The sequence below is a fragment of the Bacillus sp. BP-3 genome (genome assembly GCF_028401955.1).
Lineage (GTDB): Bacteria > Bacillota > Bacilli > Bacillales > Bacillaceae_G > Bacillus_A.
Genome location: NZ_JAQOTJ010000011.1, coordinates 97263 through 120808 on the forward strand (window position 1 = coordinate 97263; position 23546 = coordinate 120808).

26 protein-coding genes and 1 pseudogene are annotated in these 23546 nt (G+C 35.4%); 7 read left to right on the forward strand and 20 right to left on the reverse strand.

The features are described 5' to 3' along the window. Positions 1 to 95: 95 nt before the first annotated feature. Both mmgD and PLX19_RS17505 read right to left on the reverse strand, forming a co-directional pair. Complete coding sequence (mmgD, locus tag PLX19_RS17500; protein WP_272190032.1) at positions 96 to 1214, reverse strand: citrate synthase; 1119 nt, start codon at positions 1212 to 1214, stop codon at positions 96 to 98. A gap of 518 nt (positions 1215 to 1732) precedes the next feature. Further along, a complete protein-coding gene (locus PLX19_RS17505) occupies positions 1733 to 2041 on the reverse strand; it encodes a DUF4870 domain-containing protein (protein ID WP_272190034.1) in 309 nt (102 codons plus the stop codon). Between the two features lie 485 nt (positions 2042 to 2526). On the opposite strand from PLX19_RS17505, the gene PLX19_RS17510 reads away from it, so the two are divergent. After that, a complete protein-coding gene (locus tag PLX19_RS17510) occupies positions 2527 to 3174 on the forward strand; it encodes a cupin domain-containing protein (protein ID WP_272190090.1) in 648 nt (215 codons plus the stop codon). Between the two features lie 59 nt (positions 3175 to 3233). Here PLX19_RS17510 and PLX19_RS17515 read toward each other — a convergent pair whose 3' ends face one another. After that, complete coding sequence (locus tag PLX19_RS17515; protein WP_272190035.1) at positions 3234 to 4049, reverse strand: MBL fold metallo-hydrolase; 816 nt, start codon at positions 4047 to 4049, stop codon at positions 3234 to 3236. A gap of 765 nt (positions 4050 to 4814) precedes the next feature. On the opposite strand from PLX19_RS17515, the gene PLX19_RS17520 reads away from it, so the two are divergent. The 4 genes and pseudogenes from PLX19_RS17520 to PLX19_RS17530 all read left to right on the forward strand — a co-directional run bounded on the left by PLX19_RS17520 (position 4815) and on the right by PLX19_RS17530 (position 7581). Further along, positions 4815 to 5165 (forward strand): hypothetical protein, encoded by a 351-nt coding sequence (locus tag PLX19_RS17520; protein WP_272190036.1) that lies wholly within the window; start codon positions 4815 to 4817, stop codon positions 5163 to 5165. A gap of 704 nt (positions 5166 to 5869) precedes the next feature. Further along, positions 5870 to 6127, forward strand: a pseudogene (locus PLX19_RS26055) (site-specific integrase); the annotation flags it as partial. Between the two features lie 68 nt (positions 6128 to 6195). Continuing rightward, positions 6196 to 6510, forward strand: coding sequence for a thioredoxin family protein (locus PLX19_RS17525; RefSeq protein ID WP_098490844.1), 315 nt, complete (start codon positions 6196 to 6198; stop codon positions 6508 to 6510). Positions 6511 to 6699: 189 nt separating this feature from the next. Continuing rightward, positions 6700 to 7581 (forward strand): cation diffusion facilitator family transporter, encoded by an 882-nt coding sequence (locus tag PLX19_RS17530; protein WP_272190037.1) that lies wholly within the window; start codon positions 6700 to 6702, stop codon positions 7579 to 7581. A 53-nt stretch (positions 7582 to 7634) separates the two neighbouring features. On the opposite strand, the gene PLX19_RS17535 is transcribed toward PLX19_RS17530, so the two are convergent. From PLX19_RS17535 to PLX19_RS17555, 5 genes are all read right to left on the reverse strand, one after another. Then, positions 7635 to 8288 carry a phosphatase PAP2 family protein gene (locus PLX19_RS17535; protein ID WP_272190038.1) on the reverse strand — a complete coding sequence of 218 codons (654 nt, stop codon included), beginning with the start codon at positions 8286 to 8288 and terminating at the stop codon, positions 7635 to 7637. 72 nt (positions 8289 to 8360) lie between these two features. Next, complete coding sequence (locus PLX19_RS17540; protein WP_272190039.1) at positions 8361 to 9119, reverse strand: sporulation protein; 759 nt, start codon at positions 9117 to 9119, stop codon at positions 8361 to 8363. Further along, positions 9101 to 9919 (reverse strand): serine/threonine protein kinase, encoded by an 819-nt coding sequence (locus PLX19_RS17545; RefSeq protein WP_272190040.1) that lies wholly within the window; start codon positions 9917 to 9919, stop codon positions 9101 to 9103. Before PLX19_RS17545 ends, PLX19_RS17540 begins: the two co-directional genes overlap by 19 nt. Further along, positions 9919 to 10110 (reverse strand): hypothetical protein, encoded by a 192-nt coding sequence (locus PLX19_RS17550; RefSeq protein WP_272190041.1) that lies wholly within the window; start codon positions 10108 to 10110, stop codon positions 9919 to 9921. Before PLX19_RS17550 ends, PLX19_RS17545 begins: the two co-directional genes overlap by 1 nt. Positions 10111 to 10269: 159 nt before the next feature. Further along, positions 10270 to 10455 carry a YozD family protein gene (locus tag PLX19_RS17555; protein WP_020060656.1) on the reverse strand — a complete coding sequence of 62 codons (186 nt, stop codon included), beginning with the start codon at positions 10453 to 10455 and terminating at the stop codon, positions 10270 to 10272. 153 nt (positions 10456 to 10608) lie between these two features. Here PLX19_RS17555 and PLX19_RS17560 point away from each other — a divergent pair, with 153 nt between their 5' ends. Beyond that, positions 10609 to 10764: a DUF3930 family protein gene (locus PLX19_RS17560; protein WP_272190042.1), complete on the forward strand. Its 156-nt coding sequence runs from the start codon at positions 10609 to 10611 to the stop codon at positions 10762 to 10764. A 1-nt stretch (position 10765) separates the two neighbouring features. Here PLX19_RS17560 and PLX19_RS17565 read toward each other — a convergent pair whose 3' ends face one another. The 12 genes from PLX19_RS17565 to yjcZ form a co-directional block, all read right to left on the reverse strand. Further along, positions 10766 to 11428, reverse strand: a complete 663-nt coding sequence (locus PLX19_RS17565) for a hypothetical protein (RefSeq protein WP_272190043.1) — start codon at positions 11426 to 11428, stop codon at positions 10766 to 10768. A 196-nt stretch (positions 11429 to 11624) separates the two neighbouring features. Further along, complete coding sequence (locus tag PLX19_RS17570; protein ID WP_272190044.1) at positions 11625 to 11840, reverse strand: YozE family protein; 216 nt, start codon at positions 11838 to 11840, stop codon at positions 11625 to 11627. Positions 11841 to 11915: 75 nt separating this feature from the next. Next, the gene (locus tag PLX19_RS17575) at positions 11916 to 12188 is read right to left on the reverse strand and encodes a YokU family protein (protein ID WP_272190045.1); all 273 of its coding nucleotides are present in this window, start codon (positions 12186 to 12188) and stop codon (positions 11916 to 11918) included. Continuing rightward, entirely contained in the window at positions 12185 to 13603 is a 1419-nt protein-coding gene (gene ablA, locus PLX19_RS17580; protein WP_272190046.1) for a lysine 2,3-aminomutase, read from the reverse strand. The genes PLX19_RS17575 and ablA overlap by 4 nt, the downstream gene beginning before the upstream one ends. 235 nt (positions 13604 to 13838) lie before the next feature. Further along, positions 13839 to 15218 (reverse strand): sigma-54 interaction domain-containing protein, encoded by a 1380-nt coding sequence (locus PLX19_RS17585; protein ID WP_272190047.1) that lies wholly within the window; start codon positions 15216 to 15218, stop codon positions 13839 to 13841. A 276-nt stretch (positions 15219 to 15494) separates the two neighbouring features. Next, on the reverse strand, positions 15495 to 16349 hold the full coding sequence (gene ablB / locus PLX19_RS17590) for a putative beta-lysine N-acetyltransferase (RefSeq protein WP_272190048.1): 855 nt from the start codon (positions 16347 to 16349) through the stop codon (positions 15495 to 15497). After that, positions 16346 to 17614: a peptidase gene (locus PLX19_RS17595; protein ID WP_272190050.1), complete on the reverse strand. Its 1269-nt coding sequence runs from the start codon at positions 17612 to 17614 to the stop codon at positions 16346 to 16348. The genes ablB and PLX19_RS17595 overlap by 4 nt, the downstream gene beginning before the upstream one ends. A gap of 15 nt (positions 17615 to 17629) precedes the next feature. Next, positions 17630 to 18292: a CoA transferase subunit B gene (locus PLX19_RS17600; protein ID WP_272190051.1), complete on the reverse strand. Its 663-nt coding sequence runs from the start codon at positions 18290 to 18292 to the stop codon at positions 17630 to 17632. After that, on the reverse strand, positions 18277 to 18975 hold the full coding sequence (locus PLX19_RS17605) for a 3-oxoacid CoA-transferase subunit A (RefSeq protein WP_272190053.1): 699 nt from the start codon (positions 18973 to 18975) through the stop codon (positions 18277 to 18279). Before PLX19_RS17605 ends, PLX19_RS17600 begins: the two co-directional genes overlap by 16 nt. After that, positions 18972 to 20282 (reverse strand): aspartate aminotransferase family protein, encoded by a 1311-nt coding sequence (locus tag PLX19_RS17610; protein ID WP_272190055.1) that lies wholly within the window; start codon positions 20280 to 20282, stop codon positions 18972 to 18974. The genes PLX19_RS17605 and PLX19_RS17610 overlap by 4 nt, the downstream gene beginning before the upstream one ends. A gap of 425 nt (positions 20283 to 20707) precedes the next feature. After that, complete coding sequence (locus tag PLX19_RS17615; protein ID WP_272190056.1) at positions 20708 to 22180, reverse strand: NAD(P)/FAD-dependent oxidoreductase; 1473 nt, start codon at positions 22178 to 22180, stop codon at positions 20708 to 20710. A 220-nt stretch (positions 22181 to 22400) separates the two neighbouring features. Further along, positions 22401 to 22550 carry a sporulation protein YjcZ gene (yjcZ, locus tag PLX19_RS17620; protein ID WP_272190057.1) on the reverse strand — a complete coding sequence of 50 codons (150 nt, stop codon included), beginning with the start codon at positions 22548 to 22550 and terminating at the stop codon, positions 22401 to 22403. A gap of 212 nt (positions 22551 to 22762) precedes the next feature. Between yjcZ and PLX19_RS17625 the strand changes: the two genes are divergently transcribed. Further along, positions 22763 to 23527: a DUF4397 domain-containing protein gene (locus PLX19_RS17625; RefSeq protein ID WP_272190058.1), complete on the forward strand. Its 765-nt coding sequence runs from the start codon at positions 22763 to 22765 to the stop codon at positions 23525 to 23527. Positions 23528 to 23546: the final 19 nt, after the last annotated feature.

Sequence of the window (23546 nt, forward strand, 5' to 3'; positions counted from 1 at the left end):
ATCCTTCCCTTTCTATCAAAAATTCGTTATTATTAAGAATGGGTGTCGGTCAAACACTCATCTGGCGGGCGACCTTAACAACTCCCCAGTTGTTTTTATTTGCTAAGCACATGTCGCTCGCCGATATAATTTACACGCGGGCGGAACAATCGATTATTTGTATGTTGCTCAATCACATGCGCACATAAGCCTACCGTTCTTGAGCTGAAAAAGATTGGTGTATATAGTTGAATTGGAATACCTAACATCCAATAGACTGGAGCAGCATAATAATCTAGGTTTGGATAGATTCCTTTTTCCTTCTCCATAATCTTTTCTCCGGCTTCACACATTTCATATAATGTATAATCGCCTTTCACATCACATAACTGTTTTAATGCTTCTTTCATCATAAGCGCTCTTGGATCTATCTTCTTCATGTAGACGCGATGTCCAAATCCCATGATTTTTTCTTTGTTATACAGTTTCTTTTGCAGTAATTCTTCAAATTTTTGGGCAGTACCTGCTTCAAGCAGCATGTACATCACTGCCTCATTTGCGCCTCCATGTAAATTACCTTTTAAAGAGGCAACTGCTCCGGTTAAGGCACCATACAAATCTGATTGTGTCGACGCAATTACTCTAGCCGTAAAAGTAGAGTTAGGCATTTCATGTTCACTATACAGAACAAGCGATCGGTCAAATATTTTTTCTTCTAATTCAGAAGGCTTTTTACCCGTAAGCATACGGAAGAAATTCGCACTATAAGATAATTCTTGGATCGGTTCAATTGGTTCTTCATTATTTAAAATTCGATAGCTATTAGCTACTATATTCGGTACCTTACTTAACAATTTATAAGCACGCTTTTTATTTACATCTAATGAGCGATCATCAATTTCATTGTCATAACCAGCTAGCGCCGAAATTCCTGTACGCAATCCATCCATTGGATGCGTTTGTTTTGGCAGTGCTTTTAAAACATCAAAAATTCCACTCGGAACCTCATATTCAGACTTTAACGTTTCTTCCAATGCCGCTTTTTCATCTGAATTAGGAAGTTTCTCCTCTAATAAAAGATGAACAATATCTAAATAGCCTTTCGTTTTAGATAACTCAATCAAATCATACCCTTGAATAACAATTTCTCCTTTTTTTGTATCAAGAAAAGAAATCTTCGTCTCTGCTGCAATTATCCCTTCAAGTCCTGGAAAATATTTTTCTTCAGCTCCCATTTTGTTTTCCTCCAATCCAAATAGATCTTCGTTTACACTTCTGTAAGCCTTTCCAAGATTGCACAAATATATTTCCCTCACGATTCTCTATTTTACTGCTCGCAAAGAATATGAGATTAGCAGCGTACAAGGTTTTTCTATGTTTAGATTGTTCATAATAGTACTTTTGAAAGGATTGAGATTGTAAGAAAATGTTCCAAACAAAGAATCTCTCATAAGCTTCATTTTTGTTAATGATTACGACAATAAAAATATCTTCTAAAGAAACTATTACTATAACTGATCTTCGTAAATTAGCACCTTCTCCCCACGCAGACTTTGATATGCAAAACGAACGATTTATCTTCGACCGTTTTACAATCATTTCATTTTCTACTCAAATATATCAGATTGTTTAGAAAATTACAATTTATTTTATTTTCTTTATCTTTGGATATACAATCGCTTTATTTTTCCATTATAATTTCTAAAAAAAAAGAATAGCAATTTGCTATCCTTTTCAGACATTTTATTTTAGTTTATTTCAACCACGATCCAACAATCGGATATTGAAAAGGTCGATCATTCAATGCACGAACAATACCAATAATTGGAGTAATTAAAGCCATGAGTCCAAAAATAATTAAAAATGGAATTCCAATTAATACCCAAGAGAAAAATGCCGAAATACCAATTAATACGCCGATGACAAAATGAAATATGACCGCTTGTAATGATAAATTTTTAATTTCTCGATCTGAACTCACAAGAAATATAATAAAAGGGACTAATACAGGTGCAAACCAAGTACTAGCATGAATAAATATTTTCAATCCTTTATGCTCCATTAAAAAAACCACTCCTTTTTTCTATGTTTTTTCTTTGTTATGTAATATTTTATATAATAACTCATGCTATGTGCATGAGACTCGAGGCTGATTTGTACTCATTCAAAAGTTCTACTTATTTACCTAATTCTTATATATTTATAAAACCAAAAGGTAATATGCCTATACTCTCCTATAAATTATGTTCATTCGAATTAAACGTCTTTCAACTATTTTCCCCTTAACAAACACTTCAAAACATAACATCTTCTTTCGTAATATACATATGGAAATATTTACTTAGTGCATTCGTTTAAGTTTTTTGATATTTTACATTTAAGCTCCATAAAAGCTGCTATACCATCATATCTGCTCTTTAGTAAACGAAAGAGCAGATATCTTTTTCCCCTTACGGCAATATAAACAACTGCACAACAATGGGGATAGACTCATATCCTATTCCAGATACCGAAACCAACTTCGAATCAGGAAGGCAGGAAAATGAAATGACTTCTCCTATAGATTATACTTCTCCATCTATCCAATTCACTCAAGATGTAAGTAGAACTAACTTTTTTACAAAAGATGCGCAAAATTATATAAATGTTCTAGGGATTAAACAGTTAAATACATTAAATAATACATCTTTACTCGACATTTTTTTAAGTGCGGGAAATATTATAGAACCTCATATACATCAAAATGCGGCTGAACTCGTTTATTGTATTTCTGGTGCAGCTGTCGTTTCTTTGCTTAATCCCTTTACAAACCAAATTTTGAGTTTCCCTATAAAACCAGGTCAAGTTGTCAATATACCACAAGCTTGGTGGCATTATGAAACCGCCACTGTAGACAACACACATTTATTAGCCATTTTTAATGCCCCTACTCCCGAAGTTACTTTTGGATCAGATATATTACGATTAACACCCGCAAATATTATGGCTCATACGTATTGTCTCGATGAACAACAATGGAAACAAGCAGTATCTCCTATTCAATCTACTACTGTAATTGGTCCTCCTAAAGGCTGCAATCCAAGTGAAAGTCGAAATACATTTCATCATATCCCTAATCAAAACCAAATGCATTCACAGCATTCACCATATTATTGCCAACAACATCAATTTCCATTTCAATATTGGGGATATTAACATAACAACCAACCAAAATAATACCCTTGATTGGGTTTCTTTTTATATGACTTAGTATGTTACAGCTCGAGCTCCTTTTTTAACAAAGTAAGGTTATAATCATGGAATTTTTTCATTGTTTTTGGATAACTATATTTTTTTATAAGGCCATATGTTTCTTCTTGTTTGCCTTCTAATAGTAACTGTTTAGTTTGTAATATATAATGAACTGCCTCGGATATCCTCTTTTTCATCTCTGTTTTTTCTTTTGTAAATCCTCCATGTCCTGGTATTAGGAGACTAATGTCATATTTTTCTATTATGGATTCGAATTTTGTTAAAGTTGATAAATAGTCATCGCTGTTATGATAAATATAAGGAAATTCTAGATTTGATAAGTAGTCACCAGCTATTATGATTCCGAGTGGCTCAAGAACTGTAATAATGCCATCATCAGTATGACCTGGGGCTTGATAAAAGTGAAATTTTATATCTCCTATTTCTAATTCCTCATCTTCTTTACGAATGGAAATATCCACATCTGGAAACTTTACTTCATACTTCCTTGTTATGTAATAAGAATCGTCAAAGTCTTGAATGCTATTGATAATTGATTGCTTATCAGGGCAATCTTTTAATTTTTCGCTTGCAATTACTTTAGCATGCGAAAACGCACCATAACCTAAAATATGATCAAAATCGGAATGTGTAAAAAGTAAGTAAAGGTCTTTATCTTTTTTATTTTTATATACATAGTCCTGAATTTCATCTACTTCATTCGGTAGCCAAGTCGGATCTACTACTAATACCAATTTATCTGTTTCTACAACAACTGAATTGGTTTGATAAATAGTACTTTGAAAGATCGTTATGAAATTATCTTTATATTGAATCATTACCCTATGCCTCCATTCTAGTTTTTTCCTATTGCTTTGAAGAAATCTAGGTACATATCTCTATAATTAAAAGGGAATTTTCACAAAAACTATACAAAAAGAATATCATTCTTTTTGTTTGTAGGCTATGGGATTTTTTTTATCAAAAACACCGTTTTACGCCCATGTTTTTCACAACATTAATCATATTTATGTAGCGCTATCCTAAAATAGAAAAGCTGACTCATAGGAGTCAACTTTTCTCGTCATACTTGTAAAATCCACATTCCATACTCTGGATAAACTACTTTTAACTTCACAACAGTCTCATCACACCATGTTTTGAATTGAAATCTCCAACTATATATAATGCGGTGATTTCCGTCTTCTAGACATTCTATCCAAATACCATAACTAGATCATACTTTTTTATTTTTCCAATACATATGCAGTCCATTTAATAGAATCGAAATCCGCTATATAACTGTAATAGGAATCTATGCCTATAAACCATTCTAATTATTTAAAATAGTTCACATTTTATTCAAACATTTGAACTATGAATATTTATTCTTTTTTTGCATACATAGTTCTCCTTTTCGCATAGGAAAAACTTTCAATTTTTGACAATTTTCTGAACGACGGTTTATTATACAAAAAATGAGAAAAATGAATATTTTTATCATTTTTTGTCTTTTCATATATATTTACAGTTCATATACACTACATATAGACTGTTAGTTGTAAGAACAATATTACCAAAAATTAGAAAAGGAGAAAAAGAAAATGAAAAATTTCACAAAGGTTACCTTAGCAACATTTATCGGATTTTGTGGTATTGGTGCTTTTTCACAAACGGAGAATGTAAAAGCAGCAGGATTAGATATCACTTCTCAAGATTCTTTGAATGCAAATACTTCCACTGTCACAAACAAACAATCCATTGTATCTGAACCAAAAACAATTAAGCACCATCATGTAAAGTATGAAAAAAGAAAGTATCAATCTGCTGAAAATATCCCTAAAGAAATCTATTACTCTTCAGAAGGCTTTAAAGGAGTTATTTCCGCAGTGACTGTTATAGATACTGGAGACTATTTCCTAGTTTGTTATTCCGGCACTGTCATTCGCTGTTAAATAGAAAGTAACATATAAATATGAACAATAAAGAATCTGCTTACAATAATAAAAAAAGCCAAAAAATCAATTGATTTGATTTCATGGCTTATTAAATAATAAGATAACATTAAAAATAACACTTTAACATTACCTTTCCCATAATTAATTATATAATAGAAAGAATTTTCTTTCAATTAAAAGACACTCATGTAGTGTCTTTTTTTATCAAAAAAGACTCCGTTATATAGCAAACTCCTCTTTTACAATATGTATATGATCTCTAATCGAAAGTTCTCACAACTTTATTTCATACATTACATAAAAGTTAAGAAGAAAATGATATACGTTAAAAAGATATAAGAACTACTTTATTTGGTTTGAACTACCGCCCAAGGAGCCAGTTTCTTTTTATCTAATCCAGTTCATGTAACTTTCGTCAAAATACATCCAACCTTCTATTTTAAGTAGGCCCTTTTTTGTCAAAAAAATAGTTTTTTCCTCTATACCAATAGTGAAAAGCATCTATACTAAAGCTTCCGGATAATGTTTCTCAATTTACTATATATTCCATTCATGTTAAATTTGAATGGAAAAAGGTTTCTTTTTCATTACTTCCCTTTTCAAACCTCGAAAGCAATAAGATGGATGGCGACACTCCTAGGAGTGTCTTTTTTTTTATAACAAAAAGGCTTCGGGAACCATACCAATTTCTTTTGTGGCTTCCTAACAATTTCAAAAGTTTGACACATCTTTAGAAAAGGCTTATAAAGAAAAGTGAAGTTCTTAATATTCGTTTTCATGATCTTTGGCATACCTATGCTATTTTCATACAAAGGCAAGGTATTCATCCGAAGAGTATAAACGAACGACTTGTACACAAAAGAATAGGAATCACATTGGATACCTACTCTCACGTCGTACCAGGTCTCCAAGAAAAAGCTGTAGAAGATTTTGCAAGCAATCTATTTCAAAAACGCTAATGTTTGCAAATGAGGATTTTGCATAAAAATACTCGCAAATCCACATGACATTGAAAGGAGTCAAAAACATGAAAGAAATCAAGAGTGACAAGGAATTTAAGGACATTATCGCAAGCGAGGAGCCAGTAGTAGTAAAGTTCTTCACAACATGGTGCCCAGATTGCGTGCGCATGGACAATTTTATCGGTGATGTAATGGAAGAGTTCAATAAATTTGAATGGTATTCCATTAATAAAGATGAGTTCCCAAGTATTGCGGAAGAATATCAAGTAATGGGAATTCCAAGTTTATTAGTGTATCAAAACGGTGAAAAATTGGGTCATCTACATAGTGCAAATGCAAAAACAGAAGAACAAGTTACTGAGTTTTTAGAAGTATATTAATACAATATAATAACTTACAAAAAGCGCTTAGAGATATACTTAAGCGCTTTTTATTTTTTTGCCCTCATGAAACAATGTTCTCCCTTTCTTAAAATGCTAAAAGTACACAACAATGTTTGTATAGACCCACACGACTTTCATTTGATACGCTTATATATATAATCTTTGAGAGAAAGGTGAGTAAATAGTATGGAATCACTTTCTAACAAAGCTGCTGATAAAGGGGCTATTCTAAGTATTGTTGCCTATATATTTTTATCAACTGTTAAAATTACAATAAGCTACATAGCCGTTTCTAGCGCACTGCGTGCAGATGGTCTTAATAATTTAACTGATATTGGCGCATCATTAGCTGTATTAATCGGGTTAAAAATTTCCCGAAAACCTCGTGATCCAGATCATCCATATGGTCACTTACGCGCGGAACAAATCGCTTCACTCATCGCATCCTTTATTATGATGACTGTTGGACTTGAAGTTATCGTAAATGCTGTTCAATCCTTTTTCAAGGAAGAACAGCCCCCCCCAAGTTTAATAGGAGCTTGGGTTGCTTTGTTTTGCGCTGCTATTATGTATAGCGTATACGTTTATAATCGTAAAATTGCCAAGGAAACAAAAAGTAAAGCACTAGAAGCAGCTGCAAAAGATAATTTATCTGATGTTTTCGTAAGTGTTGGGACCGTTATTGGTATTTTCGGTTCACAGTTTCAAATGCCTCTTCTTGATCCAATTGCGGCACTTATTGTCGGTATCATTATTTGTAAAACTGCATGGGATATTTTCAAAGAAGCATCACACCTATTAACAGATGGCATTGATCCAGACAAAATGAAGCAATATGCCGAAACAGTTAAAACTATTACAGGCGTTGAACACATTGTTGACATTCGAGCACGCATGTATGGGAATCAAACGTATGTTGATATTACTATCGAAGTAGACGCACACATGGATGTAAGTGAAAGCCATCGTATTACTGATGAAATTGAAGAAAAACTGCAACATAAACACAATATTTGGCACACACATATTCATGTAGAGCCAATGCAAAAAGAACCTATGCTCTCATAGGTTCTTTTTCTGTAATACAAAATGGATTGAAATGAGTCATTACGCATGATTGATTAACTTGATACAGAAGATTTATTGTGGGCTACATGTGGGAGAAATGTTTGATGAAACATGATACATAAAATAAGCCAACTTCCTCCAGCAGCCCAGCCCGCTAAAATATCAGATGGATAATGTACTCCTAAATATATTCGACTAATAGAAATGGAGAAGATAAGAAAGCAGGCAATAACAATCAGCAGTAATTTTTGATGCAATTGTAGGCGATGTTCAGTAATTGTAATGTATGCAATAAACCCAAGAAATGCAACAGCATTCATCGCATGTCCGCTCGGAAAACTGTAGCCTGTCGCAGTAACAAGTTGTGATATATCGGGCCTTGGTCGTTCATACCATACCTTTAACATATAGTTTAAATAGCGCGAACCATAAAAATTTATCATTAACAAAATCGCTGTCATATATCGTCTTCGAATTAAGAAATACATAAACAGGATAAACAATACAGGAAAATATACCTTTTTTGAACCAATATAAGACATCCATACAAAATAAGCGGTAAAATACTCGTTACGAAAACTTTGTATATAATCACTGACAACATGATCAAATTGATCAATAAAAGATGTTTCATAAGAAAAAGATAGTACGACAAAACAAACGAGTAAAACAAAAAGTAGCATATATAAATGTCGATATCTCTTCATCTGCATAACCTCACTATACAAAAATGGAGCGGGTGTTTTATTTTCCCTCTCCATTTCTTTTTTATGCATGAATCAGCATGAAATATAACTGTTAATTTTTTGCTGCATTGTTGGAATGTCTTCACGCTTCACTGTGAAACGTAAAACTTTTTCATCCATATCTAAAGCTTCAGATAACAGTCCAACAATCCCTCTTGCTTTTCGATCTACTTCCATCACAATTTCTAAACTATCATACGAACGCGGAATGATCAGAAGTTCTAATTCATCGAGCTTTCCATAATATTGTCCGGATACAGGAACAAATTCAAACTCTTGCGCGAATGGGACATGATCTCGCAAACGGTATGGAAGTTCTTCACATTCCGCTTGACGAAGACGAAATCCAAGATTTTGGACTGCCTCTAATACACTTTTTAATAACAAGTTTGGTAGTATTTGAATGTAATCCCGGTCACTTGGGTCAATGCTGCGTTTAATATCTAGACCAGTCTGTACCCAAACAGTTTTCATTCCAATTGTTAACGGTGCTTCAATCGGCATCGGGAAAGAAAACGGAATTTCTCGTTTTTCATTTATCCCGATAGTAATAGGAGTTGTTAAACGAACTTTCTTTAAGTCATATGTTGAACTTATTTTCTTATCATCCACTTCACGAATATATGTCGTAGACAACGTTAAATAAATACTATCAATTTCTTGTGCTACTGATCCGCCAGTAATATGTACAACTCCTGTAATTTCTTCACCGATAAGCCATTCTTCTTGTGTTAACACAGTGTCAACTTTTGCACTGCCAATACCAACGCTTGCTAAAAACTTTTGGAACATGTATCCCCCATCCTTTCTATTATACAGCGCACATCTTCTTTTAATTCTTGTACACTTTCATAATATGGCTCTTTTATTTGTAACATCCGCATAATTACATCACTACTATTTGCTGATAATGTTAATTCTTCGTGCCAAGGCCGTTCTTCTTTTGAAGATTCATAACTAGAATACAACAAAAATAAAACAAAATGCCCAAGAGCATAAAAATCACTGCGATAATGGATTTCGCGCATATACGCTTGTTCCCCTTTATAAGAATGAGCACGTTCATCATTTTCACCAATAAAGCGGGCTAATCCAAAATCAATGATAGATATTTCATCATCATTCATTAAAATATTAGGAATTCGTAAATCGCGATGCACAATACCTTGACTATGAAAATAGGAAACAACATGAAGCACTTTATATAAAATAAGAAAAACTTCTTTCTCTGTATACATTTCTCCATATTCAAAAATAAAATCTTCAAATGTCTTTCCGCGCATTTCCTCCATTACAAAAAAAGATCCTTCTCTCCATGTAAAGCTATGATAGAAACGAGGAATTGCACAATGCTCTAACTGCTGTAAAATCGCTTGCTCATATGTAAACGATTTCCTACCTGATGCGTAACGCTGTTTACTTTTCCGAAGTTGTTTTAATACTCTTTTTTCACCAGACAATAGATCCGAAACTAGATACGTAAAACCATAACTTCCCATGCCGAGAATACAATGAATTTGATACCGCTGTGCAACGACAGTATCGATAGACAGCGGTCGATCAAACCAGGCCATTACTTTTTGAAAATTCATCAGCTACTAGAGAAAAAGCTACGACTTTTATGTTTTCTTTTATAATGATGATGCCCATACCCATGGGATGGATGTTGTTTATGATAATCGCTACTAGAATACGAACGACGTCGATGACGATAATCACTACTGGAGTATGAGCGGTGCTTATGTTTATTCCCAAGTAAAGAATCAATAATTTTTTTGAACATCACTTCACCTCTTCAGAAAATTTTCACTTTTATTATACCAAATATAATACGATATAGTGATATTAGTTTTTTATTTATCCCGCATTAACGGGCAGTAAGCCCCCTACTGATGGAAGTTTCACTTTATACGATACAAAAAACGACGAGTCTATCCCGTCGTTACTTCCCTTCATCATCTTCGTCAAATACTTCATCAATCATACATTTCTCTAACAAATAATCGAATGCAATATCTGCAAGATCTTCAATTTCTTCGCGCTTTGGTACATAACCTCTTACAATTAATTGCTCATAAAAAAATTCCGCAATTTCTTCCGTATCAATTACGACTTCTATTTCCTTCATGAGCATCACCCCTTTAATTCTGTTTTATGAAGAAAAATAGAAATTATGTATAACAATAGAAAAACATTTTTCTTTTTTTGCTAGATATATAGGTTATATAAAAAAACGATTTTGCATAAGATGTAGTACAAGCTATATAAGGGGGAAAACGCAATGGAATATAAACAAGAAATCATACATACAGAAGAAGGTTTCGTACATGAAGACGTGTGGGTGGACAAACTAGTTTCTATATTTATTATCTTTTTAACAATTGTAGGCATACCATATACAACTTATATTCTCTTTCAATTCCTTTTCTCTTTCTAAGTTATTTTTTCTCGGATAATTTAACTAAATAATTACGTACAACTTCCATCACAATTTTATATTCTTCATCTTGAAATGTTTCATACAATGTTCTGTAATCATTAAAAATATCTAGTAAACCATCAATAATCTCTTTTCGATTCGTTTTTATACTTACTTTTTTCGAATTATTAATAGACTTTAATTTTCCTAGATCTAGCTTATTCATACCTGCTTTATCTTGTTTCATTTTCTTTAAAATAACATTTGCTGTTTGTGCATTCGCAATCAGTGTCAAATCTGATTCATCTGCTTCTAGCCACTCTCCATCAGTAATACGAGATAATTCATAAATTGTATCTTCCCAAGCATCATTTTTATAACGCCATACTTCCGTCCGGTAGCCAACAACACGAAACACATCTTTTTCATAGCCTGTAACTTGAACGAGGTCACCAAACGTAAATTTATAATGAAGTTCAATCCACTCTGATTCGCCATCTTTCATTTCTTGCTCTGTCACAAGCTGCAGTGTATGTTCTACATAAAATCCATCGTGATTGTTTACTTCATATACATAGACACCGTCAAGCATTTTGATATTCGTGATTTTTCCTACCGTACCATATAACGTAATCACGACTATATCTCCTATATTGTATTTGGGCTGTTTTTTTCTCGTCATGTCTCTCTCTCCTTTTGAAGTCGTGATTTTAAGTATGTGACGATAACAGTATATGCGACCCACTCCGAAAACGCTTATCACATGAGGTTGTATACTTGAATATTTTTCATAAAAAATACACTCCACTATCGGAGTGTACATAACACAAATTGAAAAATGATTCGTAGTAAAACAGTCTACAAATAGATGTTTCACTCTAACGTTCTTGCATATATAATTCCCATGCACGGTCAAAAATGCTCATACTGTCTAATGAACCATTTAACTCTAAATACGAACTAACTTCATCATAATCCTCCGATTGCTTTGGAAAGCTATGATCTTCATACATAATTTCTGCCAAGTCGCATAGTTCATTTTTTAATAAAGAAGCACGGTGCTTCATCATATAATGATAAAATGACTTTTTCAACAATATTCCCTACCTTTCTAACTTGGCTACATTATACAAGGCAAACAAGAAAAAAACCAGCATAAAGAATACTGGTTAAAAGTCAAAGTAGTTTCGCTTTAATAAACGCGGACGCTCCATGAGCTCTGTAAATTTGATTTGTTTTGGCAGATCTTTCGTATAAATCAAAAAGAGTTGATCTTCTATTTCTTTCACAATAGTATCTGATTGATAATGCATTCCGCAATTTGGACATGCGATACAAGGTGTTTCTTCAATTGTAACTGTTTGTGTACCATCTGGTAATTCCCAGTATACAGTATTTACACTTTCAATTGCTTCTTCACCTTCACACCACATACATCTCATACTGCATCTCCTTCAGTTTTTGTGCTCTCATTTAACTTTTCCATTTGCGCTTTATATTTTTTATCTTTCAATTGGTCACGCTTATCACGTTTATCTTTTAATGAAGCATGTGTATTATTTGTTTCATAATCTTTGCGGCGATTCATACGCTGCAAGCCTTCTGGTACAAGGTTAAACTTCTTATCGCTCATCAGCGCTGCTACACCAACATCAGAGCGCTTTTCTTCGTAAGTAGGATAAATTTCCTTGAAATATCCTTCTGCTCTGCCTGATACATAATTTTCTGGCTCTGGATACGTTGTAATAACACCTTCAAAGTTACGAAGGACAACTTTGTCAGCACTTTGTGAAATAATATAGTTTGGCTGAACGGCAATTTTACCACCGCCGCCTGGTGCATCTACAACAAATGTTGGTACCGCATAACCAGATGTATGTCCGCGTAATCCTTCAATAATTTCAAGACCTTTTGATACTGGCGCACGGAAATGACCAATCCCTTCTGATAAGTCACATTGATAAATATAGTAAGGGCGCACGCGAATTTTTACTAAATCGTGCATCAATTTTTTCATAATTGGTACGCTATCGTTAATGCCTGCTAAAATAACAGCTTGGTTTCCAAGCGGTACACCAGCATTCGCCAGCATTTCACAAGCAAGTTTAGATTCTTCTGTAATTTCAATAGACGTATTAAAATGTGTATTTAACCAAACCGGATGGTATTTTTTGATAATATTACAAAGATTTTCCGTAATACGCTGCGGAAATACAACAGGAGCCCTCGTTCCAATACGGATAATTTCCACATGCGGAATTGCACGTAAGTTCTTTAGAATATACTCTAGAATGTTATCGTTAATAAGAAGTCCATCACCGCCAGAGATTAATACGTCACGAACTTGCGGCGTTTCACGAATATAAGCAATCGCTTCATCTAATTGTTTCTTTGGTACACCCATTCCAATTTGTCCACTAAAACGACGTCGTGTACAATAGCGGCAATACATAGAACACTGATTTGTTACTAGGAAAAGAACACGGTCTGGATAACGATGAGTTAATCCTGGAACTGGTGAATCTTCATCTTCATGAAGCGGATCTTCTAAATCGTACTTCGTTTTATATAATTCCTCTGAAATCGGTACAGATTGCATTCGAATTGGACAACGTGGATCATCTGGATTCATAAGAGATGCATAGTATGGTGTAATGTTTAATGGGATTGTTTTTGTTGAGATTTTAACACCTTCTTCTTCTTCCGGTGTTAAATTAATGACTTTCTTTAAATCATCTAATGTTTTAATTGTATTTGTTAATTGCCAAATCCAATCGTTCCATTGCTCATCTGTAACATCTTTCCATAATTCAATCTCTTTCCAATGACGTTTTGGTTTATATACGTCGTGTAACATTGCCATTCCCCCTTTTTCAAACGCTCACTATTTATTAAAGCAATAATCATGCCAACTTTAACTGTCAAATCTAGATTTTAATTCCCATCTATTCGTACAACCTTTGCTATTACAAGCTTCTTTACTATAAAAATATCGTTTTATACAAAAATACCCCTTTTAAAAAACAGAATTTTCTTTACTTTTATATATGTAAGCGCTCATTTATTGGTGCAAATGCACAAAAAGCTGCCAATTATTCGGCATATTTCGCATATTTATTTAATTTATACTGCAAAGTTTGTCTTGGAATGCCTAACAACTTCGCGGCTTGCAAAACATTTCCTTTCGCTTCTAACATCGCTTGTTCAATCAACTCTTTTTCCGTTTTATAAAGCGCTTCTCGAAGCGGTAATATCAACGTTTTCTGCAGCGACGGCGTTTGTCGAAACGAACGTGGTAAACAAGATAATGTTAGCATTTTTTCATCTGCTACAATGACCGCATGTTCAATCATATGCTTTAATTCACGTACATTACCCGGCCAATTGTATTGAAGTAATCGCTGCTTTGTATCTTCATCTATACCAATCACATTCTTTTTATATTCCTTGTTATAAGCTTTCAAAAAGTGCGGAGCTAACAATAAAATATCTTCCTTTCGCTCGCGAAGCGGCGGAATAAATAAAGAAAACACATTTAATCGATAATATAAATCTGTACGAATTTTATTTTCACGAAGGCACTCATCCGGAGGTTGATTCATTGCTGTAATCACACGCACATCAACTTTTCTTGTTTTACTATCACCTATGCGGCGAATAACACCATCTTCTAGTACGCGAAGCATTTTCGCTTGTAAGTCTAATGGCATTGAATTCAGTTCATCTAGAAATAATGTACCACCGTCCGCAAGCTCAAATAAACCTGCGCGCTCCATTGCACCTGTATAGCTTCCTTTTGTTGTTCCAAACAGTAAACTTTCAAGTAATGATTCTGGCAAAGCAGCACAGTTTTGAGCGATAAACGCGTTATTTCTTCTTTTCGATGCTTCGTGTATCGCTTGTACAAATAATTCTTTTCCCGTTCCTGTTTCGCCGTAAATCAGTACGTTTGCATTCGTAGTCGCAACCTTTTGCGCCAGCTGTTTCGTCTGTAAAAATCGCTTATCATTCGTTATAATCGTATCGAATGCTATATGTCTGTATGGTGCTTTTTTCGGTGATGACCGCTTCATTTTCGACTGCAAGTCAGCAATTTTTTCCGTCAACTTTTGAATAGTAGAATAATCTTTTGCAATTTCAACAGCACCAGCAATTCGTCCTTCTATAAAAATAGGAAGCGTTGTATTCACTGTGTATACATCTTCTCCCCTTTGATTTTGATATCGCTGCACTTGGTGTAGGATTGGCTTTTTCATTTGCAATACCTTTAACAGTGTACTCGTTTCTGGCGTTAACGAAGGAAATGCTTCTAATAAATATTTACCAAGTACATCTTCTACATTCGATCCATCATGTTTTGCCGCCACTGTATTATAAAAAATCGTAATTCCATTTTCATCTACTGCATGAATAGCTTCATCAATACTACTTAAAATCGCTTCAATCACTTCTTGTGTTGAAATCGCCAGCAACGTAATCCCCTCCTACGCTCAAAAATCAGCAATTATGGTGCCAAATTTTGAGCACCTAACGCTAAAATGAAACTCCCATCAGCGAAGATTTTTTCTTCTACGCTTATGGAAGTTAAGTGAATTGATTCTTTTTGAACTGTTATCTACTATATTTGTGATAAAGTGGAACTTCCATCAGCAGGGGTTTTTCTCACCCTCACTGCTGGAAAGCCCGCCCAAACGGATAGTTACAGACCGTTTCTTCTTGGCTTCTCTCTCATTCTTGAAGCGGTGGGCTTACTGCCCGTTAATACAGGATAAATCCTTTACCCAAACGTTCATATCCTCTAACTTATCAAAAATATAACAGTTATTCGCAAGTCGTCCTGTGTACGTATATCCAAGCTGATAGAACGCAGCGTTCATACCAAACGAAAGTGCCCGCGCAATTGTATACGAACAGAAAATACCTCTCTCTTGCATTTCTTCTTCTAACTTCATAAGTAAACTTTTCATAAAACCATGCTTACGATACTCTGGTAATGTCGCACAATTTGTTAATTCTGCATTTCCTTCTTTTACGTTCATTTCTGCTGAAGCAGTACTAATAATTTTCCCTTCTGTTTCATACACGTAATAAATTGTATCTTCCTTCATCGTTTTCACAATATAATCGACTTCATTTAAAGGTGTTGGATAAATCTCAAATACTTTTCCAAATACATCTGCAAGCTGCTTTGCATCTTCTTCTGTCGCTTTTCGCAATACAAACTGTACTGGTATTTCTTTTTCTATTACTTTTTTCGCAATTACACCACTCAAAATTTCATCTTCCTTTACCCATTGCACGCTATTACGGCGCTCATCATCCCGATATTTCACCATAAAATATGCATCATGCCCTTGGAAGTATTGCGGAATACTTGCTTCTAATGCAAAACCAAGAGAGAGCCACACAGGAACGTTCTCATTCTTTCCTTTTATAATTAATTTCGTAAAAGAATGAGAGTTTGCGAGTTCTTCAACTCTATGCATTACTTTTTCAACATTTCCCTTATAATGGTCAACTCGAATACGTTTATTAAAATAATCTAACGCACCTTCTACGGTATAGTACTTCGTCTGTTCTGCAAATTCTTCATAATATTTCATTGGTCCACCTCGCACCAATCTAGCAGTGTACATGCAATAACCTTTGCTGCTGCAATCATTTTATCAATTTCAATATATTCATTTGGATAATGTGCGACTTTCGTTTCACCTGGACCAAACACGATTGTTGGAATATTTGCGATTTGTGTAAATAATCCTCCATCTGTTCCCCACGGTGATGCCTCAATAATCGGCTCAGCCCCTTTAATATGTACAAAATTGTCCTTTAACGTCGTGATAAGCGGATGTTTTTCTTCTAATTCCCCCGGAACCCATCGTGCACCAAACCATTCTATTTCTACTGGATGTTCTGTAAACCAAGGATCTACCTGATTTAACTGTCCTATCCAATTTTCAAATTCTTTTTTTGCATCTTCCATACTTTCATTTGGTGCTACACCATATCTTCCTTCTAAAGTAAGAAAATCAGGTACAGAACTTGGCCAGCTGCCACCTTCAATTTTCCCGATATTTATCGGAATAGGGATCGGAATCCCTTTATATAACGGATCTATAATCCGCTCATTTCGTTTTTCTTCTAGCCTCTTCATATGTTCTACCACAAGCATACTTTTTTCAATAGCACTTACACCTTCATAACGCGTCCCACCATGCGCAGCTTTCCCTTTTACGAATAAACGAAACCACATTGAACCTTGTTGTTTCGAAAAAAATTTCATATTCGTCGGCTCTGGGATAATCACACCATCTGCCTCATAACCTCGTAAAAGTGCCGCAAGCGTACCTGCACCACCGCTCTCTTCTTCTATTACACTTTGAAAATATACATCTCCCTTTAGAGAAATGCCTGTTGCTACAATGGCTTCTATCGCCAACATGAGCGATACATTACCACCTTTCATATCAGTTGTACCGCGCCCGTATATACGATTCCCAATTTTTTCTCCTGCATACGGATTATGCTCCCACTGCTTTAGATCTCCTTCAGGCACAACATCAATATGACCATTTAAAATCATTGACTTTCCGCCGCCGCTTCCCTTTAATGTTGCTACAATATTGGGACTATCATTAAAACTTGTACGCGGTGAAACGAAATACGGATGATCTTTCATTTTCGTAAACGACGGCTCCCAAATATCCAAATCTAAACCAAGCTCGCGCAACTTTTCAATTACAACTGCCTGCGCACCGCTTTCATCCCCGCTCGTACTTTTTTCTTGAATTAAACGTTTTAATAATTTCACACTCATACTTTCATGACTTTCAATATATTCACACACTTGTTTTTTATATTGCTCCAATTGTTACCTCTCCTTTCAGTCAATCACTAGTAAAGACGGACTTACATGAAAAGCAGCTTCTGTGCATTTTTTTATATCTTCTACTGTGTACGGACTCATTAATTCTTGCAGCACTAATCCATCCTGTATTACTTCCATTACAGCCATATCTGTAATAATTACGTCTACACATCGTTTTGACGTAAGCGGAAGCGTACATTCTGAAACAATTTTTGATTTTCCATATTTATCGACATGATTCATTACAACGACAACACGTTTTGCCTTTTGCGCTAAATCCATGGCACCACCTATTCCTGGTACACGCTTACCGGGTACAATCCAGTTTGCTAGGTCACCTTTTTCACTTACTTGCAGTGACCCGAGAATGGTAATATCAAGTAATCCTTTTCGAATCATCCCAAATGCTGTGCTGCTATCAAAATAACTAGCTCCAGCAATAATTGATGTGGGCAAGCCGGCTGCATTACATAAATTTTCATCCTCTTCCCCTTTTACCGGTGTTGTTCCCATACCAACAATGCCATTTTCCGCATGAAACATAACATGCATATCATCTGGTAAATGATTTGGAATAAGAGAAGGGATACCAATTCCTAAATTTACAATCATTCCGTTTTGAATTTCCTTTGCAGCACGTTTAGCAATTTTGTTACGAACATCTACTCCCATGCCCATTTCCAGTTCACTCCTTCCGATGGAACGATATAATCAACAAATACACCAGGCGTGATAATTTTTTCTGGATCAAGTTCTCCAAGAGGAACAATTTCTTCAGCCTCGACAATCGTAATATCACCGGCCATCGCGACATGTGGGTTCATATTGCGCGCGCTTTTATCAAACACAAGGTTTCCAAACGGGTCTGCTTGTTTCGCAAACACGATAGATACTTCTGCTGTTAATGCTGTTTCAATCAAATATGTCTTCCCATCGATTTCAACTGTTCGTTTTCCTTCTTCCACAATTGTATCCATCCCAACATCAACAAGAACACCGCCAAGTCCGACTCCTCCAGCCCGAATTCGTTCTGCTAGTGTACCTTGAGGGGAAAATTCAATTTGCAGTCTTCCTTCATTTAACTGGCGGCCTGCATTTGGATTTGAGCCGATATGCGAAGTAATTAACGACTTCACACGTTCATTTGTCACAAGGCGGCCAATTCCCACATCCGGAAAACCAGTATCATTACCGATTAAATGTAAATCATGAATTCCTTTATTTAAGATCGCTTGGATTAATGAGGGAGGAGATCCAATGCCTCCAAACCCTCCAAACATAAGTATCATTTCATCATGAAAATATGGCATAACATCCTCAATTGTTTTTATTTTCCCAAATGTATTTGTAATAGTTGTCATACGATACTATGCCCTCCTTTTTGCATCATTTCCTCTACGCTTTTTGCAAAAATATGAAGAAGTTCATCAATCTCTGCATATGTAGTCGTAAGCGGCGGTGCAACTAACAATGCACTATCTTCTTTACCCGCTTGCCCTGATACGGCCTGGTATAAAAGAAGACCATTTTTCGCCGCAACCGAAATCAGTTCAGACGCCTTTGTAAACGGTTGCAATTCTACTCCAATCAGAAAACCTTTCCCACGTACATCAGCGATAATTGTTGATTGTTGCTGTACTTTTTGCAAACCTGCCATTAAATATTCCCCTTTTTCAGCAGTTTCTTTTGGCAAACGGTGTTTCTCTGTATATTCAATTACCGCTAAAGCTGTCGCCGCAGAAAGTGGATTCGCACTCAATGTATGCCCACTCATCACAGAACGAGAGCCCCGTAAAATCGGTTCCATCACACGATCACTTACCATCGTTGCAGCAATCGGAGCATAACCAGCTGCTAATCCTTTTCCAAGCGTCATAATATCCGGCTGGACACCCCAATGTTCCATCGCAAACCATGCTCCAGTACGTCCCAGTCCTGTCATTACTTCATCAGCGATAAATAAAATATCATAATGCTCACAAATATCCTTAATCACCTTATAATAATCTTTCGGCGGTACAACAGCTCCCCCAGCTGCACCAATAATCGGCTCCGCAATGAACGCCGCAATATGCTCTGCACCAATACGTTCAATGGAACGCTCTAACTCTGTTGCACACGAAAGTTGACATGTTGGATACACCTTTTGTACCGGACAACGGAAACAATACGGTGCGGGTAGTGTCGGATAATCTTCCAATATGGAAACAAAACGTTGTCTACGCAGGGGATGTCCAGACATCGAAAGTGCTCCCATCGTAATTCCGTGATAACTCATCCAACGCGATAAAATTTTATGCTTTCCTTGAATACCGCGCTCTTGAAAATGTTGAATTGCAACTTTCATTGCCGTTTCATTTGCCTCTGTACCACTATTAACGAAAAAGCTCCAATTTAAATCTCCCATATTTAAGTCACTCAGCTTCTTTGCAAGCTTTTCTGCCGGTTCGCTCGTAAACTGCGAACGATACACAAAGGCAATTTCCTCTGCTTGCTGCTTAATAACTTCTGCAATCTCTGTTACGCCATGACCAATACTTGCTGTAATCGCTCCTGACGAACCATCAAAATATTTATTACCGTTTTGATCATATAAATAAACACCTTTCCCGTGTGAAATCATTGGATACGGTTGACCAACAAGTGGCTTAATTAAGTAATCACGCATGACGTTCCCCCCGTTTCTTCAACTCATATATAAATTATGTAGAAAATCAATTCTTCTTTCATAAAAAAAAGAACTCTCTGCCTAAGCAGTGAATCTATTAAAAAGCCATTATTACAGAATATAAAAATAAGTGCATAAAAATAAAATAGAAAGAAATTTCAGAAATAATAATCTATAAGCCAACAACTTTCTCTCTACATCCCTACCTATCTATACAAAATCATCAATTAAAAATCTCCATACTCCTCTCTTCTAAAATATCATTTGAGGCGAAAACTTGCTGCTAATGTGTAAACTTCGACAACCCTCTAGTGAATTTCCTTCTTACTTCTTCATTTTATTTCATATACTTTCAAACAAATCTAGACAAAATTTTCACAAAAAGAAACTCGTCCTATGATAAGACAAGTTTCTTCTACTATATATTATCCCACTACAACTTCTTCTCTTTTTTCTGTTTTACTAGTTAAATGTTCTACAATATTACGAGCAATATGAACACCACATGCACTCGCTTGTGCTAATCCACGTGTTACCCCAGCACCGTCTCCGCCTAAGTATAAACCGGAAATTTCTGATTCGAAATGTTTATTAAGTTTTGGTCTTGCTGAATAGAATTTCGCTTCTACACCATAAAATAATGTATGTTCAGAGGCAATGCCTGGTGTGACGTGATTTAATGCCTCTGTCATTTCAATTAAGCTCTTCATTGTATTGTATGGCAATACAAGACCTAAGTCTCCTGGTACCGCTTCTTTTAACGTAGGCTCAAGAAATCCTTCTTGGATACGTTTCGGCGTAGAACGGCGACCTTTTAACATGTCTCCATACTTTTGTACCGTAACTCCCCCCATTGAAATGCGATTTGCTAAGCGTGATACTTCATGTGCGTATTCGTTCGGCTGATCGAACGGCTCAGAAAATTGGTGTGATACTAGGAGCGCAAAGTTCGTATTATCACTACCAAGTGCCGGATCTTTGTATGCATGACCATTCGCTGTCATAATACCAGAATGATTTTCAACAACAACATGACCAAACGGGTTACTACAGAATGTGCGCACTCGCGTTCCGACAGATGTGTTGAATACAAATTTCCCTTCATAGAGATGCTTATTTATTTCTTCCATCACGATATTCGAAGTTTCAACGCGAACACCAATATCTACTTGGTTCGTGCTCATTTTCAAACGACGTTTTTTCATAATTTTTGTAAGCCAAGCAGACCCATCACGACCTGGTACAATGACTACTTTTTTCGCAGATAACATTGTTCCATCTTTTAAAATAATTCCACGTACGGTATGTTCATTCTCTGCTTTTTCCGTTACGATGTCGTCTACTTCCACTTTAAATTTCATATCAATTTTCTCTTTTAAATATTCAAAAATGCTTTTTAAAATTTCTAAGTTTTGTTCTGTCCCTAGATGACGAACTTGTGCACGCAATAGTTTTAATCCAGCTGCATAAGCACGTTTTTCAATATTACGAACTTCATCCGTTAATGGATCTGTAATTGATATAGTTGCACCGTGTGCTAAGTTAATTTCATCTACATATTTGATTAAGTCCATTACTGTCGATGGAGATAAATAATCGGTCATCCAACCACCGAATTCACTTGTTATGTTAAATTTACCATCTGAATATGCTCCTGCTCCGCCAAAGCCATTTGTGATTGAGCATGCCGGTATACATCCTGCATACTCCTTCTTTCCAGCAGCAGGTGGACATTTCGTTACTTTCTTCTGAAGAATCGGACAATTACGCCGATAAATATCATGTCCTTTATCAATTAATAGCACTTTTGCATTTGGCATTTTACCAATTGTTTCATAGCAAGAAAAAATCCCCGCAGGACCTGCACCTACAACAATTACATCATAGTTCGTATTCATATATTCATTCCCCCATTGCATTCCTTAGAAAATCCTTACTAAAGGTATCATGCTCCATTTAGAATGTCAACAGAATACACGAATTATATAATGATATATAAAATTATCGTTCGTGAAAAGTTGGTTTTTTCATAACTTTCGGCTGAAAAAGGGGGCCAAAAAAAGAAAGAACCGATCAATGTATAATTAATCGGTTCACTATGACGCTCTTTCTGCATAACTAGAAGCGTACGCAAGTAGCTCCAATAATAATTAATAAAATAAATAACACAACAACAATCGCAAAGCCATATCCACAGCCCCCAGCGCCATATCCACCGTAGCCATATCCACAGCCATAACCTGGATATCCTCCACCGTAACCCCACATAGTTTTTCACTCCCTACATCCATTTAAAATAGTTTACATTGATAAAATATGTAGGACAAACATCTTTTTGTATGTGTGTTTGCCTAGAAATTAAAAAAATCTCCATCTTAGCTAGAGATTTCATCTTCTTAAAGATTAACAAGACTTTATTTGCATATCTTCTCTTTGTACATGCATATAGTTGTATTAATGATAACAGAGGAGGCAAATCAATGAATTCATTAGAAGTAGAAAAATATGCGCAGCAAGCTGTAATGTATGAACAGCTTGCTTGTTATTACAAATATACAAATCCGCAAAAATATATGGAAGTATATTTAAAACAATTTGAGGCAATGAAACAACTTGTACAAGCTTACGAGAAAAGCCGTGTATCACCACCATATTCAAGTGAGCAAGCATTACCTTCTTACGTTCGAATCTTACACGCTTCTCCTGATTCATTTTCTATTGATATTGTCATAAATGGACAAAAAGTAGTAAAAAACATTTCGTTTAAGCAATATAGTCCATATCTTTCACTCACACAAGGGCAATACCGCGTTGATATCGTACCTGCCGGCGAGGAAACTCCCATCTTTTCAACTCTCATTCCTGTAATGGGAAATCATGTATATACTCTTGCTGCAGTTGGTAATGCTGATAAACTGCAGCTGTTACATGTAACTGATAATACACCTCTTCCATATGGACAAGCAAAAATACGATTCGTTCATTTATCTCCTGATGCACCTCAAGTAGATGTTGCTTTAAAGGATGGGGAAAAACTGTTTGAAAAGGTTTCATTTAAACAAGCAACAGATTATTTACAAGTGAGTCCTGGTGTAGCAGATATAGAAATAGCTGTTGCGGGAACCAAAAACGTTTTATTAACAATTCCTGAAGTGAAAATTGAGGCAAATAAAATTTATACGATTATTACACTTGGCTATGTAAATAAATCCCCAAAGTTGGAAAGTTTATTTTTGACAAATTGAATTTCTCACAAACAAAAAA

Coding starts and splice junctions, on each gene's coding strand:
- mmgD (WP_272190032.1), bottom strand. CDS start 1,214: ATGGGAGCTGAAGAAAAATATTTTCCAGGACTTGAAGGGATAATTGCA.
- PLX19_RS17505 (WP_272190034.1), bottom strand. CDS start 2,041: ATGGAGCATAAAGGATTGAAAATATTTATTCATGCTAGTACTTGGTTT.
- PLX19_RS17510 (WP_272190090.1), top strand. CDS start 2,527: ATGACTTCTCCTATAGATTATACTTCTCCATCTATCCAATTCACTCAA.
- PLX19_RS17515 (WP_272190035.1), bottom strand. CDS start 4,049: ATGATTCAATATAAAGATAATTTCATAACGATCTTTCAAAGTACTATT.
- PLX19_RS17520 (WP_272190036.1), top strand. CDS start 4,815: ATGAAAAATTTCACAAAGGTTACCTTAGCAACATTTATCGGATTTTGT.
- PLX19_RS17525 (WP_098490844.1), top strand. CDS start 6,196: ATGAAAGAAATCAAGAGTGACAAGGAATTTAAGGACATTATCGCAAGC.
- PLX19_RS17530 (WP_272190037.1), top strand. CDS start 6,700: ATGGAATCACTTTCTAACAAAGCTGCTGATAAAGGGGCTATTCTAAGT.
- PLX19_RS17535 (WP_272190038.1), bottom strand. CDS start 8,288: ATGAAGAGATATCGACATTTATATATGCTACTTTTTGTTTTACTCGTT.
- PLX19_RS17540 (WP_272190039.1), bottom strand. CDS start 9,119: ATGTTCCAAAAGTTTTTAGCAAGCGTTGGTATTGGCAGTGCAAAAGTT.
- PLX19_RS17545 (WP_272190040.1), bottom strand. CDS start 9,919: ATGAATTTTCAAAAAGTAATGGCCTGGTTTGATCGACCGCTGTCTATC.
- PLX19_RS17550 (WP_272190041.1), bottom strand. CDS start 10,110: ATGTTCAAAAAAATTATTGATTCTTTACTTGGGAATAAACATAAGCAC.
- PLX19_RS17555 (WP_020060656.1), bottom strand. CDS start 10,455: ATGAAGGAAATAGAAGTCGTAATTGATACGGAAGAAATTGCGGAATTT.
- PLX19_RS17560 (WP_272190042.1), top strand. CDS start 10,609: ATGGAATATAAACAAGAAATCATACATACAGAAGAAGGTTTCGTACAT.
- PLX19_RS17565 (WP_272190043.1), bottom strand. CDS start 11,428: ATGACGAGAAAAAAACAGCCCAAATACAATATAGGAGATATAGTCGTG.
- PLX19_RS17575 (WP_272190045.1), bottom strand. CDS start 12,188: ATGAGATGTATGTGGTGTGAAGGTGAAGAAGCAATTGAAAGTGTAAAT.
- ablA (WP_272190046.1), bottom strand. CDS start 13,603: ATGTTACACGACGTATATAAACCAAAACGTCATTGGAAAGAGATTGAA.
- ablB (WP_272190048.1), bottom strand. CDS start 16,349: ATGAAATATTATGAAGAATTTGCAGAACAGACGAAGTACTATACCGTA.
- PLX19_RS17600 (WP_272190051.1), bottom strand. CDS start 18,292: ATGGGCATGGGAGTAGATGTTCGTAACAAAATTGCTAAACGTGCTGCA.
- PLX19_RS17605 (WP_272190053.1), bottom strand. CDS start 18,975: ATGACAACTATTACAAATACATTTGGGAAAATAAAAACAATTGAGGAT.
- PLX19_RS17610 (WP_272190055.1), bottom strand. CDS start 20,282: ATGCGTGATTACTTAATTAAGCCACTTGTTGGTCAACCGTATCCAATG.
- PLX19_RS17615 (WP_272190056.1), bottom strand. CDS start 22,180: ATGAATACGAACTATGATGTAATTGTTGTAGGTGCAGGTCCTGCGGGG.
- yjcZ (WP_272190057.1), bottom strand. CDS start 22,550: ATGTGGGGTTACGGTGGAGGATATCCAGGTTATGGCTGTGGATATGGC.
- PLX19_RS17625 (WP_272190058.1), top strand. CDS start 22,763: ATGAATTCATTAGAAGTAGAAAAATATGCGCAGCAAGCTGTAATGTAT.